This window comes from Isoptericola sp. 178, assembly GCF_030586525.1.
In the GTDB taxonomy this organism is placed as follows: Bacteria; Actinomycetota; Actinomycetes; order Actinomycetales; family Cellulomonadaceae; genus Isoptericola; species Isoptericola sediminis.
In genome coordinates this window covers 244,395-260,061 of the sequence record NZ_JAUQYN010000001.1, presented here as the reverse complement: position 1 = coordinate 260,061, position 15,667 = coordinate 244,395, and the positions used below count along the sequence as shown (strand labels likewise).

The following is a 15,667-nucleotide window of genomic DNA, read 5'->3' as shown; positions in this document are numbered from 1 at the left end:
ATGGCCGACAGCACCAAGGACAACGGCGCGCAGTCGAAGCCGCTCAAGGTCCACCACCTGCGTCCGGCCCCCGGCGCCAAGACCGCCAAGACCCGTGTGGGTCGCGGTGAGGCGTCGAAGGGTAAGACGGCGGGTCGCGGTACCAAGGGGACGAAGGCTCGTTACCAGGTGCCCGCGGGCTTCGAGGGCGGGCAGATCCCGCTCCACATGCGGCTGCCGAAGCTGCGTGGCTTCAAGAACCCGTTCCGCGTCGAGTACCAGGTCGTCAACCTGGACAAGCTCGCCGCGCTGTACCCGGAGGGGGGCTCCGTCACGGTCGACGATCTCGTCGCCAAGGGCGCGGTCCGCTCCGGACAGCCGGTGAAGGTTCTCGGTACGGGCGAGATCACCGTCAAGCTGGACGTCGCGGTCGACGCGATCTCCGGCTCCGCCAAGGACAAGGTCCTGGCGGCCGGCGGCTCGGTCTCGGAGGACTGAGGTCCGTCGCAGGGCCGGTGGCGCAGTCGCGCCACCGGCCCTTGCGCGTTCCTCGGGGTGGGGGTGACGATCACCTCGAGGAGCGACGTCCCGGGAGTCGGATTGTCCTGGTCTGCTACCTTCGACCGGGATCAGTGGTCCAGATCACTCACCGGGACACGTAGAATCCGTCACGGTCCGTTTCTGCACGCCCCGCGTGCCGAGGTGTCGGAGCATCCCGGCCGGACCACGACCGAGTCGGCGTCTCGACGTCGCGGGGCCGTCCCGCGGGCGTCGCGCGCCACACCTCGTCGGGCGACCGGCGACACGACATCCCGCCCCGGCGGGTCAGGAGGATAGGTGCTCAGCGCATTCGGCCGGGCTTTCCGGACACCGGACCTGCGGCGCAAGCTGCTGTTCACGATCGCGATCATGGCGCTGTTCCGCGTGGGGTCGTTCGTCCCGACGCCGGGCGTCGACTACGGCAACGTCCAGCAGTGCGTGGCCTCCCTCGAGGACAGCACCTCGCTGCTCGGTCTCGTCAACACGTTCAGTGGTGGCGCACTCCTGCAGCTGTCGGTGTTCGCGCTGGGGATCATGCCCTACATCACCGCCAGCATCATCACGCAGCTCCTGCGCGTGGTCATCCCGCGGTTCGAGGCACTCCACAAGGAGGGGCAGTCGGGTCAGGCGAAGCTGACGCAGTACACCCGCTACCTGACGATCGCCCTGGCCATCCTGCAGTCGACCACCATCGTCACCACGGCCCGCACCGGGCTGCTGTTCCCGGGCTGCAACCTCGACGTCGTGGTCGACGACCGGTTCGTCACCGCCGCCCTCATGGTGATCACCATGACGGCCGGCACCGGTCTCGTGATGTGGCTCGGCGAGCTCATCACCGAGAAGGGCATCGGCAACGGCATGTCCCTGCTGATCTTCACCTCGATCGTGGCGAGCTTCCCGACGGCCCTCTGGTCGATCGCCGGCGGTGCCAACGGCGCGCTGAACTTCATCATCATGATCGCCGTGATCGTGCTGGTCATCGGCATGGTCGTGTTCGTCGAGCAGTCCCAGCGCCGCATCCCGGTGCAGTACGCCAAGCGGATGGTCGGGCGCCGGATGTACGGCGGCACGAGCACCTACATCCCGATCAAGATCAACATGGCGGGCGTCATCCCGGTCATCTTCGCGGCGTCGATCCTCGCGATCCCCGCACTGATCGCCCAGTTCGGCGACCAGACGGCGGACTGGGTCGTGTGGGTCTCGAACAACCTGGCGCAGCAGGACCAGCCGCTCTACGTCGCGCTGTACATCGCGATGATCATCTTCTTCGCCTTCTTCTACACGTCGATCACGTTCAACCCGGACGAGGTCGCGGACAACATGAAGAAGTACGGGGGCTTCATCCCCGGCATCCGTGCCGGGCGCCCCACGGCCGAGTACCTCGACTACGTGATCACCCGCATCACGTCGGCCGGCTCGCTGTATCTCGCCATCGTCGCCCTCATCCCGACGTTGGTGCTGGTGTTCCTCGGCGTGACCACGAACATCCCGTTCGGCGGGACGTCGATCCTCATCATCGTCGGTGTTGGGCTGGAGTTCGTGAAGCAGGTGAACTCCCAGCTCCAGCAGCGCCACTACGAAGGGTTCCTCCGTTGACCGAGACGACCACCCCGACCACCCGTCGCGAGCTGCACGGCTCCCAGCGTCCCGAGGCACGGGTGACCCGCCTGGTGATCATGGGACCGCAGGGCGCGGGCAAGGGCACCCAGGCCGCTCGGCTCGCCGAGGTCTTCGGGATCCCCGCCATCTCGACCGGTGACATCTTCCGGGCGAACATCAAGGGCGGCACCGAGCTCGGCCGGCTCGCCCAGGAGTACTCCTCGAAGGGCGAGCTCGTCCCGGACGAGGTCACGGACTCGATGGTCCGCGACCGGCTCGGGGAGGAGGACGTCAAGGGCGGGTTCCTGCTCGACGGCTACCCCCGCAACGCGCACCAGGTGGAGGCTCTCGACGCGATCCTCGGCGAGCTCGACTGGGAGCTGGACGGGGTCATCGAGCTGACGGCCGAGCGCGAGGAGCTGCTCCAGCGCATCTCGAAGCGCGCCGAGGTCGAGGGTCGCGAGGACGACACGCCGGAGGCGATCGCCCGCCGGCTGGACATCTACGAGGCCGAGACCGCCCCGCTGACCGCTGCCTACGCCGAGCGCGGCCTGCTGGTGCAGGTGGACGGCATCGGTGAGATCTCGGAGGTCACCGACCGGATCGTCACCTCGCTCGAGCAGCAGTTCGGCTGACGGGCAGCGAGCAGGCTGAACGAGGTGTTCCGTTCCCGTCCCCGGATCGAGCTGAAGTCGCGCGACGACATCCTCAGGATGCGTCGCGCCGGCCTGGTCGTCGCCGACACGCTGGCGCAGGTGCGCGCCGCCGCCCGCCCCGGGGCGTCGACGGCTGACCTCGACCGTGTGGCCGCCGACGCGATCGCGGCGGCCGGGGCGTCGCCGTCGTTCCTCGGGTACCACGGCTTCCCCGCGACGATCTGCACGTCGGTGAACGACGAGGTCGTCCACGGGATCCCTGGCCCGCGCGTGCTGGCGGTCGGGGACCTGGTGTCCGTCGACTGCGGCGCGATCGTCGACGGCTGGCACGGTGACTCCGCCATCTCCTTCCAGGTCGGCCCGGACGGGGCGCTCGGCCCCGACGAGGCCGGTGCGGTGGAGCTCGACGCCGACGACGCCGCGCTCGTGCGGGCGACGCGCAGCGCCATGTGGGCGGGTATCGCCGCCCTGGCCTCCGCACGGCGTGTGGGGGAGGTCGGCGACGCCGTCGAGATGGCCGCCGAGACGGCGGGCGACCTCGCGGGCACGTCCTACGGCATCGTCGAGGAGTACACGGGCCACGGGATCGGTACCGCGATGCACCAGCCGCCCGAGGTCCTCAACTTCCGGGCGACGGACCGCGGCCCCCGCGTGCGCCCCGGCCTGTGCCTGGCGGTCGAGCCGATGCTGACCCGGGGGTCGGAGGTCACCCGCGTGCTGGGTGACGACTGGACCGTCGTGACCGGCGACGGCTCGCGGGCCGCGCACTGGGAGCACACGGTCGCGGTGCTCGAGGACGGGATCGCCGTGCTCACGGCCCCGGACCTCGGCCGTGCCGGTCTGGCGCCGTTCGAGGTCGTCCCCGTCGACCTCGACGGCCCGGCCCCGGTGTGACGTACGCCAGGCTTGCCAGGTCGCATCGATGGGGTACGATATTTAGTCGGGTGTAGTCCGTTCGTGTGCCCCGTCCCCCGCTCGTGGAGAGCGACGGGGCGCGGCCCTGGCCAACGGAAGCACGCGATCCACGTCCTCGCGAGATCCGTCTCGTGCCCCGACCGCGGTCGGGCGGGGCGTGGCTGCAGTCCGTCGAAAGACACAGACGAGAGTTAGCGGAGGACATGGCAAAGAAGGACGGTGTCATCGAGATCGAGGGCAGCGTGATCGAGGCGCTGCCGAACGCGATGTTCCGCGTGGAGCTGAGCAACGGTCACAAGGTCCTCGCCCACATCTCGGGCAAGATGCGGCAGCACTACATCCGGATCCTCCCCGAGGACCGGGTCGTGGTGGAGCTCAGCCCGTACGACCTGTCCCGTGGCCGGATCGTCTACCGCTACAAGTAGTCGTCATCCCCCCACCCGATCGACATCGCCGCGCGAGCGTCCGGCCCTGGTGGCCCGGGCGTCCGGCGGCAGAGGAACACTGATGAAGGTCAAGCCGAGCGTCAAGAAGATCTGCGACCAGTGCAAGGTGATCCGCCGGCACGGTCGCGTCATGGTGATCTGCTCGAACCAGCGCCACAAGCAGCGCCAGGGCTGATCACGCCCGTCGCCGCGCCGTCCTCGGACGCCGTGGCTCAGCGCACCATCACGGAGCCGCTCATCGAGCGGCCGAACCTCCGGTCCAGGGGCCGGGGCCCGCGGTCCTCGCGGGAGGGTGGTGCGGCAGACCTCTGGACGAAGGACAGGAGTCGCCAGGAATGGCACGTCTGATCGGCGTCGACCTCCCGCGCGAGAAGCGGGTCGTCGTCGCACTCACTTACATCTACGGCGTCGGGCGCACCCGCGCCGAGCAGACCGTCGCGGCCGCCGGGATCTCCCCGGACACGCGCGTGAAGGACCTCGGCGACGCCGAGCTCGTCGCGCTGCGCGACCACCTCGAGGGCAGCTACCAGCTCGAGGGTGACCTCCGCCGCGAGGTCGCGGCCGACATCCGCCGCAAGGTGGAGATCGGTACCTACCAGGGTCTGCGTCACCGTCGCGGACTGCCGGTGCGTGGTCAGCGCACCAAGACCAACGCGCGTACCCGCAAGGGCAAGAAGCGCACCGTCGCGGGCAAGAAGAAGTCCCGCTGACGTCAGCAGTCCGTGGAGCGGGTCAGCACCGCTGACCCTCGCCCCGGTCCGACGACCTCAGACCAGGAGTATCAACGCATATGCCTCCCAAGTCCCGCTCGACCGCCGCGCGCAAGCCGCGTCGCAAGGACAAGAAGAACGTCCCGCACGGCCAGGCGCACATCAAGAGCACCTTCAACAACACGATCGTGTCGATCACCGACCCCTCGGGCGCCGTGATCTCGTGGGCCTCCGCCGGCCACGTCGGCTTCAAGGGCTCCCGCAAGTCCACGCCGTACGCCGCCCAGCTGGCCGCCGAGTCCGCTGCGCGCCGTGCCCAGGACCACGGCGTCAAGAAGGTCGACGTCTTCGTCAAGGGCCCGGGCTCCGGTCGTGAGACCGCGATCCGTTCGCTGCAGGCGACCGGTATCGAGGTCGGCTCGATCCAGGACGTCACGCCCCAGGCGCACAACGGCTGCCGTCCCCCGAAGCGCCGCCGCGTCTGACCCCTCGAACCGACCGGGCCTCGTGCCCGGTCGGTTCCAGCCCTGCCCGGGCGGGTGGACCGAGTCCCGTCCGGACCGCGTAGACCGCGGATCCGTGATGCGTCATATGGCGGACGCACACTGAAAGGACCATCACAGTGCTCATCGCACAGCGCCCCTCGCTGACCGAAGAGGTCATCTCGGAGTACCGTTCGCGCTTCTCCATCGAGCCGCTCGAGCCCGGCTTCGGCTACACGCTCGGCAACTCGCTGCGTCGCACGCTGCTGTCGTCCATCCCGGGCGCGGCGGTCACCTCCATCCGCATCGACGGTGTGCTCCACGAGTTCACCACCGTGCCGGGTGTCAAGGAGGACGTCACCGAGATCATCCTCAACATCAAGAACCTCGTCGTCTCGTCCGAGAACGACGAGCCGGTCGTGATGTACCTGCGCAAGCAGGGCGCCGGTGCGGCGACCGCGGCGGACATCGTCCCGCCCGCGGGCGTCGAGGTGCACAACCCCGACCTGCACATCGCCACGCTCAACGACGAGGGCCGGCTCGAGATCGAGCTGACCGTCGAGCGGGGTCGTGGCTACGTGTCCGCCGCGCAGAACAAGACCCTGGACGCCGAGATCGGTCGGATCCCCGTGGACTCGATCTACTCGCCCGTCCTCAAGGTCACGTACAAGGTCGAGGCGACCCGTGTCGAGCAGCGCACGGACTTCGACAAGCTGATCGTCGACGTCGAGACGAAGAACGCGATCGCCCCGCGCGACGCGCTCGCCTCGGCCGGCAAGACGCTCGTCGAGCTGTTCGGCCTGGCCCGCGAGCTGAACGTCGAGGCCGAGGGCATCGAGATCGGCCCGTCGCCCACGGACTCCGCGCTGGCCGCGGACCTGGCGCTGCCGATCGAGGAGCTCAACCTCACGATCCGTTCGTACAACTGCCTCAAGCGCGAGGGCATCCACCAGGTCGGTGAGCTCGTGGCGCGCAGCGAGGCGGACCTGCTCGACATCCGCAACTTCGGTGCCAAGTCGATCAACGAGGTCAAGGAGAAGCTCGCGGAGCTGGGCCTTGCTCTCAAGGACTCGCCGCTCGACTTCGACCCCTCGGCGCAGTACTTCGCCGGCGGGGACGACGAGACCTCGTACACCGACGAGCAGCCGTACTGACGCACCGCGCCCGCAGCGGCACCGCTCGACATGACGGGGCCGCGCGGCGTGGAACGACACCCAAGGAGAACCAGTTATGCCTACCCCCACCAAGGGTCCGCGGCTCGGCGGGAGCCCGGCGCACGAGCGGCTGATGCTCGCGAACCTGGCGACCGCCCTCTTCGAGCACGGCCGCATCACGACCACCGAGACGAAGGCCAAGCGCCTGCGCCCGGTCGCCGAGCGTCTGATCACCTTCGCCAAGCGCGGTGACCTGCACGCCCGTCGCCGCGTCCAGCGGGTCGTGCGCGACAAGTCCGTCGTGCACACGCTGTTCACCGAGATCGCTCCGGCCATGGCCGAGCGCAACGGTGGCTACACGCGCATCACGAAGGTCGGCAACCGCAAGGGCGACAACGCCCCGATGGCGGTCATCGAGCTCATCACCGAGCCCGTGAGCCCGAAGCAGGCCGTCGTCAAGGAGGCCACGAAGGCCGCCGAGAAGTCGGCCGCCTCGAAGAAGGCCGACGACAAGCCTGCCGACACCACGGAGGAGACGAAGGCCGCCGAGGCGACCGAGTCCACCGAGGCGACGACCGAGGAGAAGAAGGAGGACTGACGTCCTCCGGCTTCCCGGCCGGCTGCACGCATGAGGGCCCCGCACCGATGGTGCGGGGCCCTCGTCGTGCTCACGGTGCCACCCGTCGACAGCGACGCCCGCCGCGTGCGCCCGGCGGCGCCTGGTTACGGTGGGGACATGCTCCCGGTGGTCCTCCTGCACGGCTCGCGCACGTCGCGCACGATGTGGCGCCGGCAGCTGGCGACGCTCGCCGCGGCCGGTATCCCCGCCGTCGCGCCGGACCTGCCGGGCCACGGCGCGCGGCGGGGGACACGGTTCACCCTGGACGGTGCGATCGCCACCGTGCGCGACGCCGTCGACGACGTCGGCGGTCGGGCCCTCGTGGTGGGCCTGTCCCTCGGCGGGTACGTCGGGATCGAGCACCGTGCCCGGCACCCCGAGCAGGTCGCCGGACTCGTCGCGGCGTCGTGCTCGACGGACCCCGCCTCTCCGTTGCGCGCCGGGTGGCTCGTGCTGGCCCGCCGGATCGAACGGTGGGGGGACAGCGGCGCGCACCTGAACGACACCTTCGTGCGCGCCCTGGTCGACCCGGAGTCCGCCGTCGACCTCGCGGCGGGAGGCTTCGCGCTCGACGTCATGGGGGACGTGCTCGAGGAGGTCGGCCGCATCGACGTCCGGGAGGCGCTGCGGCGGGCCGACAGCCCCGTCCTCCTCGTCAACGGGCAGTGGGACCACTTCCGCGGTCAGGAGCGCTCGCTGCTCGCCGCGGCGCGGTCGACCGGGGCGGACGCCCGGCTGGTGGTCGTGCCGCGTGCGAAGCACCTGGTGAGCCTGGACGCCCCGGTGGCCTTCTCCCGGGTGCTGCTCGAGGCGCACGTCGCGGCGCGCTCAGCCCTCGGCGAGGTCCCAGGCCCGGACACCGCCGACGAGGGCGGCCGTGTTCGGGACCACGACGACGTCGTCGCCCAGCCGCGCGAGCGCCGCCGGGCCCAGGCACCGTGAGTTGCCGCCGCCGAGGTACAGGCGGTCCCACCAGAACACGGGGCGCAGCCCCTCGACGACGGTGACCACCCGGCGCGACCACAGGCCGTTGCCGAGCCGTCGTCGCTCCGGCTCACCCACGTACTGGTCGTACGTGGTGCCCCGGCGCAGGGGCGCGCGGGACCACTCCAGGTGCGGCGCCAGCCGGCCGCCGTCGAAGAGGGCGGACCCGAGGCCGGTGCCGAGGGTGAGCACGAGCTCCACGCCGCTGCCGGCCACCACGCCGGCGCCGTGCAGCTCGGCGTCGTTGAGGACCAGCGTGGGCACGTCGAGGCGGGCGTGCAGGGCGGCCCGCAGGTCGACGTTGCGCCACCGGTCCACGAGGTCGGGGTCCACCCGGGACCGGGGTCCGGACCGGGTCACGTAGTGCGGGGTGTGCACCACCACGCCGTGACGGATCATCCCCGGCAGGCCCACGGTGGCCCGCTCGGCCGGGGGGAGGGCGGCCGCGATGTCCGCGACGGTGTCGACCAGCAGGTCGGGCGGCAGCGGGTAGGGCGTCGGCACGCGCACGGGGTCGGCGTGCGCGGTGCCGGCGTCGTCGAGCACGGTGGCCTTGATGCCGCCGCCGCCGCAGTCCACGGCGAGAGTCATGAGGTCGGGCACGGGACCATCATCCGGGCACAATGGCCGGGTGAGCATCACGAACGCGCCGGAGGTCGAGGTCGGGACCGTGCGGGTCCGCCTCGACCTCGCCTACGCCGGCACGCACTTCGCCGGCTGGGCCACCCAGCCCGGCCTGCGGACCGTCCAGGGCGTCCTGGAGGAGGCGCTCGCGACGATCCTGCGCACGGGCCCGCTGGAGCTGCCGTGGCCGCGCCTCACCGTCGCCGGCCGGACGGACGCGGGCGTGCACGCCCGCGGTCAGGTGGCGCACGTGGACGTGCCGCGCGACCGGTGGGACGCCATGCCGGGACGGTCGGACCGGGACCCGGGGCGGGCGCTGGTCGACCGCCTCGCCGGGGTCCTGCCGGCCGACGTCGTCGTGCGGGAGGCCGAGGTCGCCCCGCCCGGCTTCGACGCCCGCTTCTCCGCCCTGTCACGGACCTACCGCTACCGCATCGCCGACGAGCACGTGCTGCGCGATCCCCTGCGGCGCGAGTCCGTGCTGTGGCACCGGCGACCGCTGGACGTGGCGGCCATGGACGAGGCGGCGCGGCCCCTGACCGGCCTGCACGACTTCGCGGCATTCTGCAAGCCGCGCGAGGGCGCGACCACGATCCGGGAGCTGACGCGGTTCGCCTGGTCCCGTCCCGAGGACGGCCCCGACGCCGGACTGGTCGTCGCCGAGGTCGTGGCGGACGCGTTCTGCCACTCGATGGTCCGGGCGCTGGTGGGCATGTCGCTCGCGGTGGGGGAGGGACGGCGGCCCGCGGCCGACGCCGCGTCCGTGCTCGCCGCCGGCGACCGGGCCGCCGCCGGTGCCGTCGCCCCGGCGCGCGGGCTGACCCTGGAGCACGTCGCCTACCCGGTCACCGCCGAGCTCGGCCTGCGCGCGCGACGGATCCGGGCCCGTCGTCGACCGGACGAGGTCGGGCCGCGCTGAGCGACCTTTTCACCCCCGCCTTCACCCGACGGACGCGACCTCCGTGGTCCCGCGCTGCGTAGGCTGGAAGCGGACTCGACGCCGCGACCGAGGAGACTCCGTCCGGCCAGAGCTCCGGGGATGGTCGACTGGGGGAGCCCGTCCTCCGGGGGCATCGCGACCCCGGCTGCGCGCACCGGCGTGCCGGGGTCGCGCTGTTCCCTCACGGCGTCGTGCGGCGTGGCTCGCGGTCCGGGCCTACGGCTCCTCGACCCAGTGCACGGCGGCCTCCTCGGCGCTCGCACCCGCCCCGTCGACGCCGGCGTCGGTGCCGTACAGGTCGTTGGACCGGTAGCCGTCCTGGCTGGGGTCGGCGTCGTCGTCGGCCACGAGCCGCCCGGCCCGCGTGGTGTCGGGGTGGGTCAGCGGGTCGCGCTCCCAGTCGTCGGGCTGCTCCTCCGCCAGCCGCTGGTCCAGCGGCTCACCCGTGATCTCCTCCCAGGCCGTCTCGCCCCAGTGGTTCGCCCGCGGTCGTTCCGGCGGGGAGTACCCCTCGTCGAGGATGTTCTCGGTGCCCCGGTCGAGCAGGGTGTCCTCCGCCGACAGCTGGTCGTTGTCGCCCTCGGCCAGGGTCTCCGGGTCAGGTCTGGTGCCCGTCGTGTCCTCGCTCATGCCTTCTACCGTGCACCCCCGCACCGAAGTCTGCAGCCCGGACCGGACGTGACCGAGGTCGCTTTGCCCTCGCTAGAACGCACCGCTAAACTGAACAGTCGTTGTGCTATGCCCCAGCGTCCGCGTGGTCGGCGATCCCACCGCCAGACCGCGCACGGCCAGGACGCCTCCGGGGCACCCGCGCACAACAGCTGTCTTCATCGGGCGGCGCTTCTCGCCCGACGACACCGAACATGAAAAGGTGACGCAACCGTGCGTACTTACACCCCGAAGCCCGGCGACATCCAGCGTGACTGGTACGTCGTCGACGCCTCTGACGTCGTGCTGGGCCGTCTGGCCAGCCAGGTCGCCACGCTCCTGCGCGGGAAGCACAAGCCGACCTTCGCCCCGCACGTGGACGGCGGCGACTTCGTCGTCGTCATCAACGCGGACAAGGTGGCGCTCTCCGGCAACAAGCACGAGAAGAAGCGGGCCTACCGCCACTCCGGCTACCCGGGTGGCCTGAGCTCCATCTCGTACGGCGAGCTGCTCGAGAAGGACCCCGAGCGGGCCGTCGAGAAGGCCGTGCGCGGCATGCTGCCGAAGACCAAGCTCGCCCGCGAGCAGCTCAAGAAGCTGAAGGTCTACCGCGGCGCGGAGCACCCGCACGCGGCGCAGCAGCCGAAGCCGTTCGAGATCACCCAGCTGTCGCAGCAGGCCTGAGCCGCTGCCCGTTGAGCGAAGGAATACCTGTGGCTGACACCACCGTCGACACCGAGCTGGACGAGAACACGCCCAGCAACTACACCACCGAGACCGAGGCCCCCGTGGCCAACAGCGGTCAGTCCATCACCGCCCCGGGCCAGGCCCTCGGCCGCCGCAAGGAGGCCGTCGCGCGCGTCCGCCTCGTGCCGGGTTCCGGTGAGTGGAAGATCAACGGTCGCACCCTCGAGCAGTACTTCCCGAACAAGGTGCACCAGCAGCTCGTCAACGACCCGCTGAAGCTGGTCGAGGTCGAGGGCCGCTTCGACGTCATCGCCCGCATCGGCGGCGGTGGCCCCTCGGGCCAGGCCGGTGCGCTGCGTCTCGCGATCGCCCGCGCCCTGAACGAGATCGACCGCGAGGCCAACCGTGCCGCCCTCAAGAAGGCCGGCTTCCTCACCCGCGACGACCGCGCGGTGGAGAGCAAGAAGGCTGGTCTCAAGAAGGCCCGCAAGGCCCCGCAGTACTCGAAGCGCTGATCGCCGACGCTTCACCCGTACGGCCCCGTCGGTCCGCCCGACGGGGCCGTTCGCGTGCCCGGCGACCCCTCGTCACCGGGACCGGCGCGGCGGACCCCGCCACGCCGACTAGGATCGACCGGGTGTCCAAGGAGGACTGATGGGACGACTTTTCGGCACGGACGGTGTCCGTGGCCTGGCCAACCGTGACGTGACCGTCGAGCTCGCGCTCGACCTGGGCAGCGCGGCCGCCGACGTGCTCGGCCGGCGCACCGACACCGTCGGGCACCGCCCCAAGGCGGTCGTCGGGCGGGACCCGCGCGCCTCGGGCGAGTTCCTGTCGGCCGCGGTCTCGGCCGGGCTCGCCGGGTCGGGCGTCGACGTCGTCGACCTCGGCGTGGTCCCGACCCCCGCGCTCGCCTACCTCGTCAGCGCCATGCAGGCCGACCTCGGCGTCATGGTCTCCGCCTCCCACAACCCGATGCCGGACAACGGCATCAAGTTCTTCGCCCGCGGGGGACGGAAGCTGGACGACGGCGTCGAGGACGAGATCGAGGCGCTCCTGGGCACCAGCCGGGTGCGGCCCACCGGAGCCGACGTCGGCCGGATGCGGACCGACGCCGGCCTGGCGACCCGCGAGTACGTCGACCACGTGACGGCCAGCATCGGCACGACGCCCGACCACCGGCCGCTGGACGGCCTGCGCATCGCCGTGGACGCCGCCAACGGCGCCGCCAGCCAGGTCGGCCCCGAGGCCCTGCGCGAGGCCGGGGCCGACGTCGTGGTCATCAACGCCAGCCCCGACGGCCGCAACATCAACGAGAAGGCCGGCTCGACGCACCCCGAGCAGCTGCAGGCCGTGGTCGTGGCCGCCGAGGCCGACTTCGGCGTGGCCTTCGACGGCGACGCCGACCGCTGCCTGGCCGTCGACCACGGCGGTGTGCTCGTCGACGGGGACCAGATCCTCGGCATCCTGGCCAAGTCGCTGCGCGAGGACGGGCATCTGCCGCACGACACCCTCGTGGTCACCGTGATGAGCAACCTCGGCCTGCTGCTGGCCATGCGTGACGCCGGGATCACCACGCGCCAGACCGCCGTCGGCGACCGCTACGTGCTGGAGGACATGCGCGCGGGCGGTTTCGGCCTCGGTGGTGAGCAGTCGGGGCACATTATCCTGGCCGAGCACGCCACGACCGGTGACGGCGTGCTCACCGCCCTGCACCTGGCCGCACGCGTCAAGGCCTCCGGCAAGCGCCTGGCCGACCTCGCGGGCGAGATCCCGCGGCTGCCGCAGACGCTGATCAACGTCAAGGACGTCGACAAGACCCGCGCGAGCACCGACGAGCGCGTGGTCGAGGCCGTGGCGGCCTCCGAGGCGGTCCTCGGCGAGACGGGCCGTGTCCTGCTGCGCCCCTCGGGCACCGAGCCGGTCGTCCGGGTCATGGTCGAGGCCGCCAGCCAGGCGCAGGCGGACGGCGTCGCGGAACGGCTCGCCGCCGTGGTGCGGGAGCAGCTCGCCCTGTGACCGGCTGGCCGGGCCCCGTCGTGCCGGAGCTCGCCGCGGCCGTCGCCGACCTGCTCGACGTGGCCGACCGGCAGCCCGAGCGGCCCGGCGTGCTGCCGGTCGTCCAGGCCGGGGACCCGGTGCTGCGCCGCACGGCGGCGCCCTACACCGGTCAGCTCGGCGACGTCCTGCCGCGGCTGCTGGAGGCGATGCGCCGCACCATGCACGCCGCACCGGGCGTCGGCCTCGCCGCCCCGCAGATCGGCATCGGGCTGGCGATCGCGGTCTGCGAGGACGCCGGGGTCCCCGACGACCCGCGCGACCGGGGGCCGCTGCCGTACCGCGTGCTGGTGAACCCGCGCTACGAGCCCGTGGGCGAGGACGCCCCGGCGCCGGACGGCACCGACGCCGGGGACGCCGCGTTCTACGAGGGATGCCTGTCCGTGGACGGCTGGCAGGCGGTCGTGGCGCGGCCCCGGCACGTCCGGCTGACGTGCCGCGACGAGCACGGCGCACCCGTGCAGGAGGTCCTGTCCGGCTGGCCGGCGCGCATCGTGCAGCACGAGACCGACCACCTCGCCGGCCGGCTCTACCTCGACCGGGCCGAGACGCGGTCGCTGGCCACGACCGAGAACCTGCTGCGGCACTTCGGCGCGGACCCGGACCCCGGTCGCGCCGCGCGGGCGCTCGGGTTCGAGCTGCCCGACCGGTGAGGGGGCCCGCCCCGCGGGGCTGCTCGTCGAGGTCGCGGGACGGGTCCGTGAATCCCCTGTGAACGTTCGTGGCGCGAGCGCTCCCGAGGGCGTCGGGGGACGGCCCCGGCCCGCCGGGCCCCCTACGCTGGTTCCCGGGCACCGGACGGTGCCACGGGACACCGGGGCCGCCCGGCCGACGAACCGAGGGATCGCGTGCCAGGACTGACGACGCTGCTGGGGCAGATCGAGGGATGGATCCTCGAGATCGCCGCGTCGGTGTGGATCTACCCGGCCATGTTCGCGTCGGCCTTCATCGACGGCTTCTTCCCCCCGGTGCCCAGCGAGTCGGTCCTCGTCACCCTCGTGATCTCCGCCCAGGCCACCGGCCTGCCCTGGCTGTGGCTGATCATCCCCATCGCCGGCATCGGCGCCTGGTGCGGCGACAACCTCGCCTACGTCCTCGGCCGACGGGTCGGCACCGACCGGATCGGCATGCTGCGTTCCCGCCGCGGACGGAAGGCCGTCTCGTGGGCGCGCCGGGCGCTGGCCCGTCGGGGCGCGGTGTTCATCATCGCCGCCCGCTACATCCCCGTGGGCCGCGTCGCGGTCAACATGACGGCCGGCGCCGTCGGCTACCCGCAGCGCCGGTTCATGACCTTCTCCGGCATCGCCGCGGTGCTCTGGTCGGCCTACTCGACCCTCATCGGCGTCGCCGCGGCGGGCGTGCTCGGGCACGACCCGCTGCTGGCCATGGCGGTCGGGGTCGTCGGCGGCGGGCTGCTCGGCCTCCTCGTCGACCGGGTCGTCCAGCTCTTCACCCCGCGCGAAGAGGTGCTGGAGGAGATGCGCGAGCAGGCGCCGCTGCCGCAGGAGGTCGGCGTCGGCGCCGACGACTCAGAGCTTGCGTAGCCGGACCCGCTGGACCGAGTGGTCCGCACCCTTGCTCATGACGAGCGTGGCGCGGCTGCGGGTCGGCAGGACGTTCTGCTCGAGGTTGACGGCGTTGATCGTCTCCCAGATGTGCAGCGCCCGCTGCGTCGCCTCGGCGTCCGACAGCTCGGCGTAGCGGCGGAAGTAGGACTCGGGTCGGCTGAACGCCGTGCGGCGCAGCTTGAGGAAGCGGTCCACGTACCACTGGCGGATCGTGCGGGTGCGGGCGTCGACGTAGATCGAGAAGTCGAAGAAGTCGCTGACCGCGACGGTCGACTCGTCGATCGAGGAGTACCGTGCCGGCTGCAGCACGTTGAGGCCCTCGACGATGAGCACGTCGGGGCGGCGCACGACGGTCCGCTCGCCCGGCACGATGTCGTAGGTCACGTGGGAGTACACCGGGGCGCGCACCTCGGCCTGCCCCGCCTTGATCCGGGACAGGAACCGGATGAGCGCACGGCGGTCGTAGGACTCGGGGAACCCCTTGCGGGTCATGAGACCGCGCCGCTCCAGCTCGGCGTTCGGGTAGAGGAACCCGTCGGTGGTGATCAGCTCGACGTGCGGCGTCTCGGGCCAGCGCGCCATCATCTCGCGCAGCACGCGTGCCGTCGTCGACTTGCCCACCGCGACCGACCCCGCGACACCGATCACGTACGGGGTACGGGGCGGGTCCTCGCCGAGGAAGGTCGACGTCGCCCGGTGCAGCCCGCCGGTCGCCGTGACGTACAGGTTGAGCAGCCGGGACAGCGGCCGGTAGATGGCGTCGACCTCGGCCAGGTCGATCGGGTCGTCGAGGCCCCGCAACCGCTCGACGTCCTCGTCGGTGAGCGGCAGCGGCGTCTGCTCGGACAGCCGGCTCCACGCCGCCCGGTCGAAGTCGACGTACGGCGAGACGGGGGCGAACCGGGACAGGTGCTCGCTCAGCGGGTGCGGCGGAACCGGGGCGCCCGCCGGGCTGGACTGGCTCGCGAAGGTCACAGGAACGATTCTGCCCGAGACGGGGGCGATGCCGACAATCCGGCCCCCGGCAGGTGCCGCCGCCGGGTCTCGTCCGGGTCCCG

20 protein-coding genes are annotated in these 15,667 nt (G+C 71.8%); 17 read left to right on the top strand and 3 right to left on the bottom strand.

The features are described 5' to 3' along the window. From rplO to Q6349_RS01065, 11 genes are all read left to right on the top strand, one after another. Positions 1–477 carry a 50S ribosomal protein L15 gene (gene rplO, locus Q6349_RS01115; RefSeq protein WP_171246395.1) on the top strand — a complete coding sequence of 159 codons (477 nt, stop codon included), beginning with the start codon at positions 1–3 and terminating at the stop codon, positions 475–477. A gap of 339 nt (positions 478–816) precedes the next feature. Next, positions 817–2,115, top strand: coding sequence for a preprotein translocase subunit SecY (secY, locus tag Q6349_RS01110; RefSeq protein WP_171246394.1), 1,299 nt, complete (start codon positions 817–819; stop codon positions 2,113–2,115). An 80-nt stretch (positions 2,116–2,195) separates the two neighbouring features. Next, a complete protein-coding gene (locus tag Q6349_RS01105; RefSeq protein ID WP_304603078.1) occupies positions 2,196–2,753 on the top strand; it encodes an adenylate kinase in 558 nt (185 codons plus the stop codon). A 24-nt stretch (positions 2,754–2,777) separates the two neighbouring features. Next, a complete protein-coding gene (gene map, locus Q6349_RS01100) occupies positions 2,778–3,668 on the top strand; it encodes a type I methionyl aminopeptidase (RefSeq protein WP_304602517.1) in 891 nt (296 codons plus the stop codon). Positions 3,669–3,892: 224 nt separating this feature from the next. Further along, complete coding sequence (infA, locus tag Q6349_RS01095) at positions 3,893–4,114, top strand: translation initiation factor IF-1 (protein ID WP_020016137.1); 222 nt, start codon at positions 3,893–3,895, stop codon at positions 4,112–4,114. Positions 4,115–4,196: 82 nt separating this feature from the next. Continuing rightward, entirely contained in the window at positions 4,197–4,310 is a 114-nt protein-coding gene (gene rpmJ, locus Q6349_RS01090; RefSeq protein ID WP_171246392.1) for a 50S ribosomal protein L36, read from the top strand. 160 nt (positions 4,311–4,470) lie between these two features. Continuing rightward, positions 4,471–4,845 (top strand): 30S ribosomal protein S13, encoded by a 375-nt coding sequence (gene rpsM, locus Q6349_RS01085; protein WP_304602516.1) that lies wholly within the window; start codon positions 4,471–4,473, stop codon positions 4,843–4,845. 80 nt (positions 4,846–4,925) lie between these two features. Further along, complete coding sequence (gene rpsK / locus Q6349_RS01080) at positions 4,926–5,330, top strand: 30S ribosomal protein S11 (protein WP_171246390.1); 405 nt, start codon at positions 4,926–4,928, stop codon at positions 5,328–5,330. A 137-nt stretch (positions 5,331–5,467) separates the two neighbouring features. Continuing rightward, entirely contained in the window at positions 5,468–6,481 is a 1,014-nt protein-coding gene (locus Q6349_RS01075) for a DNA-directed RNA polymerase subunit alpha (protein WP_171246389.1), read from the top strand. Between the two features lie 76 nt (positions 6,482–6,557). Beyond that, complete coding sequence (gene rplQ, locus Q6349_RS01070) at positions 6,558–7,079, top strand: 50S ribosomal protein L17 (RefSeq protein ID WP_171246388.1); 522 nt, start codon at positions 6,558–6,560, stop codon at positions 7,077–7,079. A 138-nt stretch (positions 7,080–7,217) separates the two neighbouring features. After that, a complete protein-coding gene (locus Q6349_RS01065) occupies positions 7,218–8,042 on the top strand; it encodes an alpha/beta fold hydrolase (protein WP_304602515.1) in 825 nt (274 codons plus the stop codon). Here the strand turns inward: Q6349_RS01065 and Q6349_RS01060 are convergent. Continuing rightward, positions 7,929–8,723, bottom strand: a complete 795-nt coding sequence (locus Q6349_RS01060; RefSeq protein ID WP_370375350.1) for an ROK family protein — start codon at positions 8,721–8,723, stop codon at positions 7,929–7,931. The genes Q6349_RS01065 and Q6349_RS01060 overlap by 114 nt on opposite strands. On the opposite strand from Q6349_RS01060, the gene truA reads away from it, so the two are divergent. Then, positions 8,716–9,627, top strand: a complete 912-nt coding sequence (gene truA, locus Q6349_RS01055) for a tRNA pseudouridine(38-40) synthase TruA (protein WP_304602514.1) — start codon at positions 8,716–8,718, stop codon at positions 9,625–9,627. The genes Q6349_RS01060 and truA overlap by 8 nt on opposite strands. 237 nt (positions 9,628–9,864) lie before the next feature. Here the strand turns inward: truA and Q6349_RS01050 are convergent, their stop codons facing one another. Further along, a complete protein-coding gene (locus tag Q6349_RS01050) occupies positions 9,865–10,278 on the bottom strand; it encodes a DUF5709 domain-containing protein (RefSeq protein ID WP_304602513.1) in 414 nt (137 codons plus the stop codon). 252 nt (positions 10,279–10,530) lie between these two features. On the opposite strand from Q6349_RS01050, the gene rplM reads away from it, so the two are divergent. The 5 genes from rplM to Q6349_RS01025 all read left to right on the top strand — a co-directional run bounded on the left by rplM (position 10,531) and on the right by Q6349_RS01025 (position 14,585). Beyond that, positions 10,531–10,980, top strand: coding sequence for a 50S ribosomal protein L13 (rplM, locus tag Q6349_RS01045; RefSeq protein ID WP_171246384.1), 450 nt, complete (start codon positions 10,531–10,533; stop codon positions 10,978–10,980). A gap of 29 nt (positions 10,981–11,009) precedes the next feature. Further along, positions 11,010–11,498 (top strand): 30S ribosomal protein S9, encoded by a 489-nt coding sequence (rpsI, locus tag Q6349_RS01040; protein ID WP_171246383.1) that lies wholly within the window; start codon positions 11,010–11,012, stop codon positions 11,496–11,498. 139 nt (positions 11,499–11,637) lie between these two features. Further along, positions 11,638–13,002 carry a phosphoglucosamine mutase gene (gene glmM, locus Q6349_RS01035; protein WP_304602512.1) on the top strand — a complete coding sequence of 455 codons (1,365 nt, stop codon included), beginning with the start codon at positions 11,638–11,640 and terminating at the stop codon, positions 13,000–13,002. Then, positions 12,999–13,694 (top strand): peptide deformylase, encoded by a 696-nt coding sequence (locus tag Q6349_RS01030; RefSeq protein WP_370375590.1) that lies wholly within the window; start codon positions 12,999–13,001, stop codon positions 13,692–13,694. Before glmM ends, Q6349_RS01030 begins: the two co-directional genes overlap by 4 nt. Positions 13,695–13,889: 195 nt before the next feature. Beyond that, a complete protein-coding gene (locus tag Q6349_RS01025; protein WP_304602511.1) occupies positions 13,890–14,585 on the top strand; it encodes a DedA family protein in 696 nt (231 codons plus the stop codon). Here Q6349_RS01025 and coaA read toward each other — a convergent pair. Further along, on the bottom strand, positions 14,571–15,530 hold the full coding sequence (coaA, locus tag Q6349_RS01020) for a type I pantothenate kinase (protein WP_304603075.1): 960 nt from the start codon (positions 15,528–15,530) through the stop codon (positions 14,571–14,573). The two genes, Q6349_RS01025 and coaA, sit on opposite strands and share 15 nt — an antisense overlap. Between the last annotated feature and the right edge of the window lie 137 nt (positions 15,531–15,667).

Coding starts and splice junctions, on each gene's coding strand:
- infA (WP_020016137.1), top strand. CDS start 3,893: ATGGCAAAGAAGGACGGTGTCATCGAGATCGAGGGCAGCGTGATCGAG.
- glmM (WP_304602512.1), top strand. CDS start 11,638: ATGGGACGACTTTTCGGCACGGACGGTGTCCGTGGCCTGGCCAACCGT.
- rplO (WP_171246395.1), top strand. CDS start 1: ATGGCCGACAGCACCAAGGACAACGGCGCGCAGTCGAAGCCGCTCAAG.
- Q6349_RS01050 (WP_304602513.1), bottom strand. CDS start 10,278: ATGAGCGAGGACACGACGGGCACCAGACCTGACCCGGAGACCCTGGCC.
- rplQ (WP_171246388.1), top strand. CDS start 6,558: ATGCCTACCCCCACCAAGGGTCCGCGGCTCGGCGGGAGCCCGGCGCAC.
- rpsK (WP_171246390.1), top strand. CDS start 4,926: ATGCCTCCCAAGTCCCGCTCGACCGCCGCGCGCAAGCCGCGTCGCAAG.
- Q6349_RS01105 (WP_304603078.1), top strand. CDS start 2,196: ATGGGACCGCAGGGCGCGGGCAAGGGCACCCAGGCCGCTCGGCTCGCC.
- rpmJ (WP_171246392.1), top strand. CDS start 4,197: ATGAAGGTCAAGCCGAGCGTCAAGAAGATCTGCGACCAGTGCAAGGTG.
- Q6349_RS01060 (WP_370375350.1), bottom strand. CDS start 8,723: ATGCTCACCCGGCCATTGTGCCCGGATGATGGTCCCGTGCCCGACCTC.
- rpsM (WP_304602516.1), top strand. CDS start 4,471: ATGGCACGTCTGATCGGCGTCGACCTCCCGCGCGAGAAGCGGGTCGTC.
- Q6349_RS01065 (WP_304602515.1), top strand. CDS start 7,218: ATGCTCCCGGTGGTCCTCCTGCACGGCTCGCGCACGTCGCGCACGATG.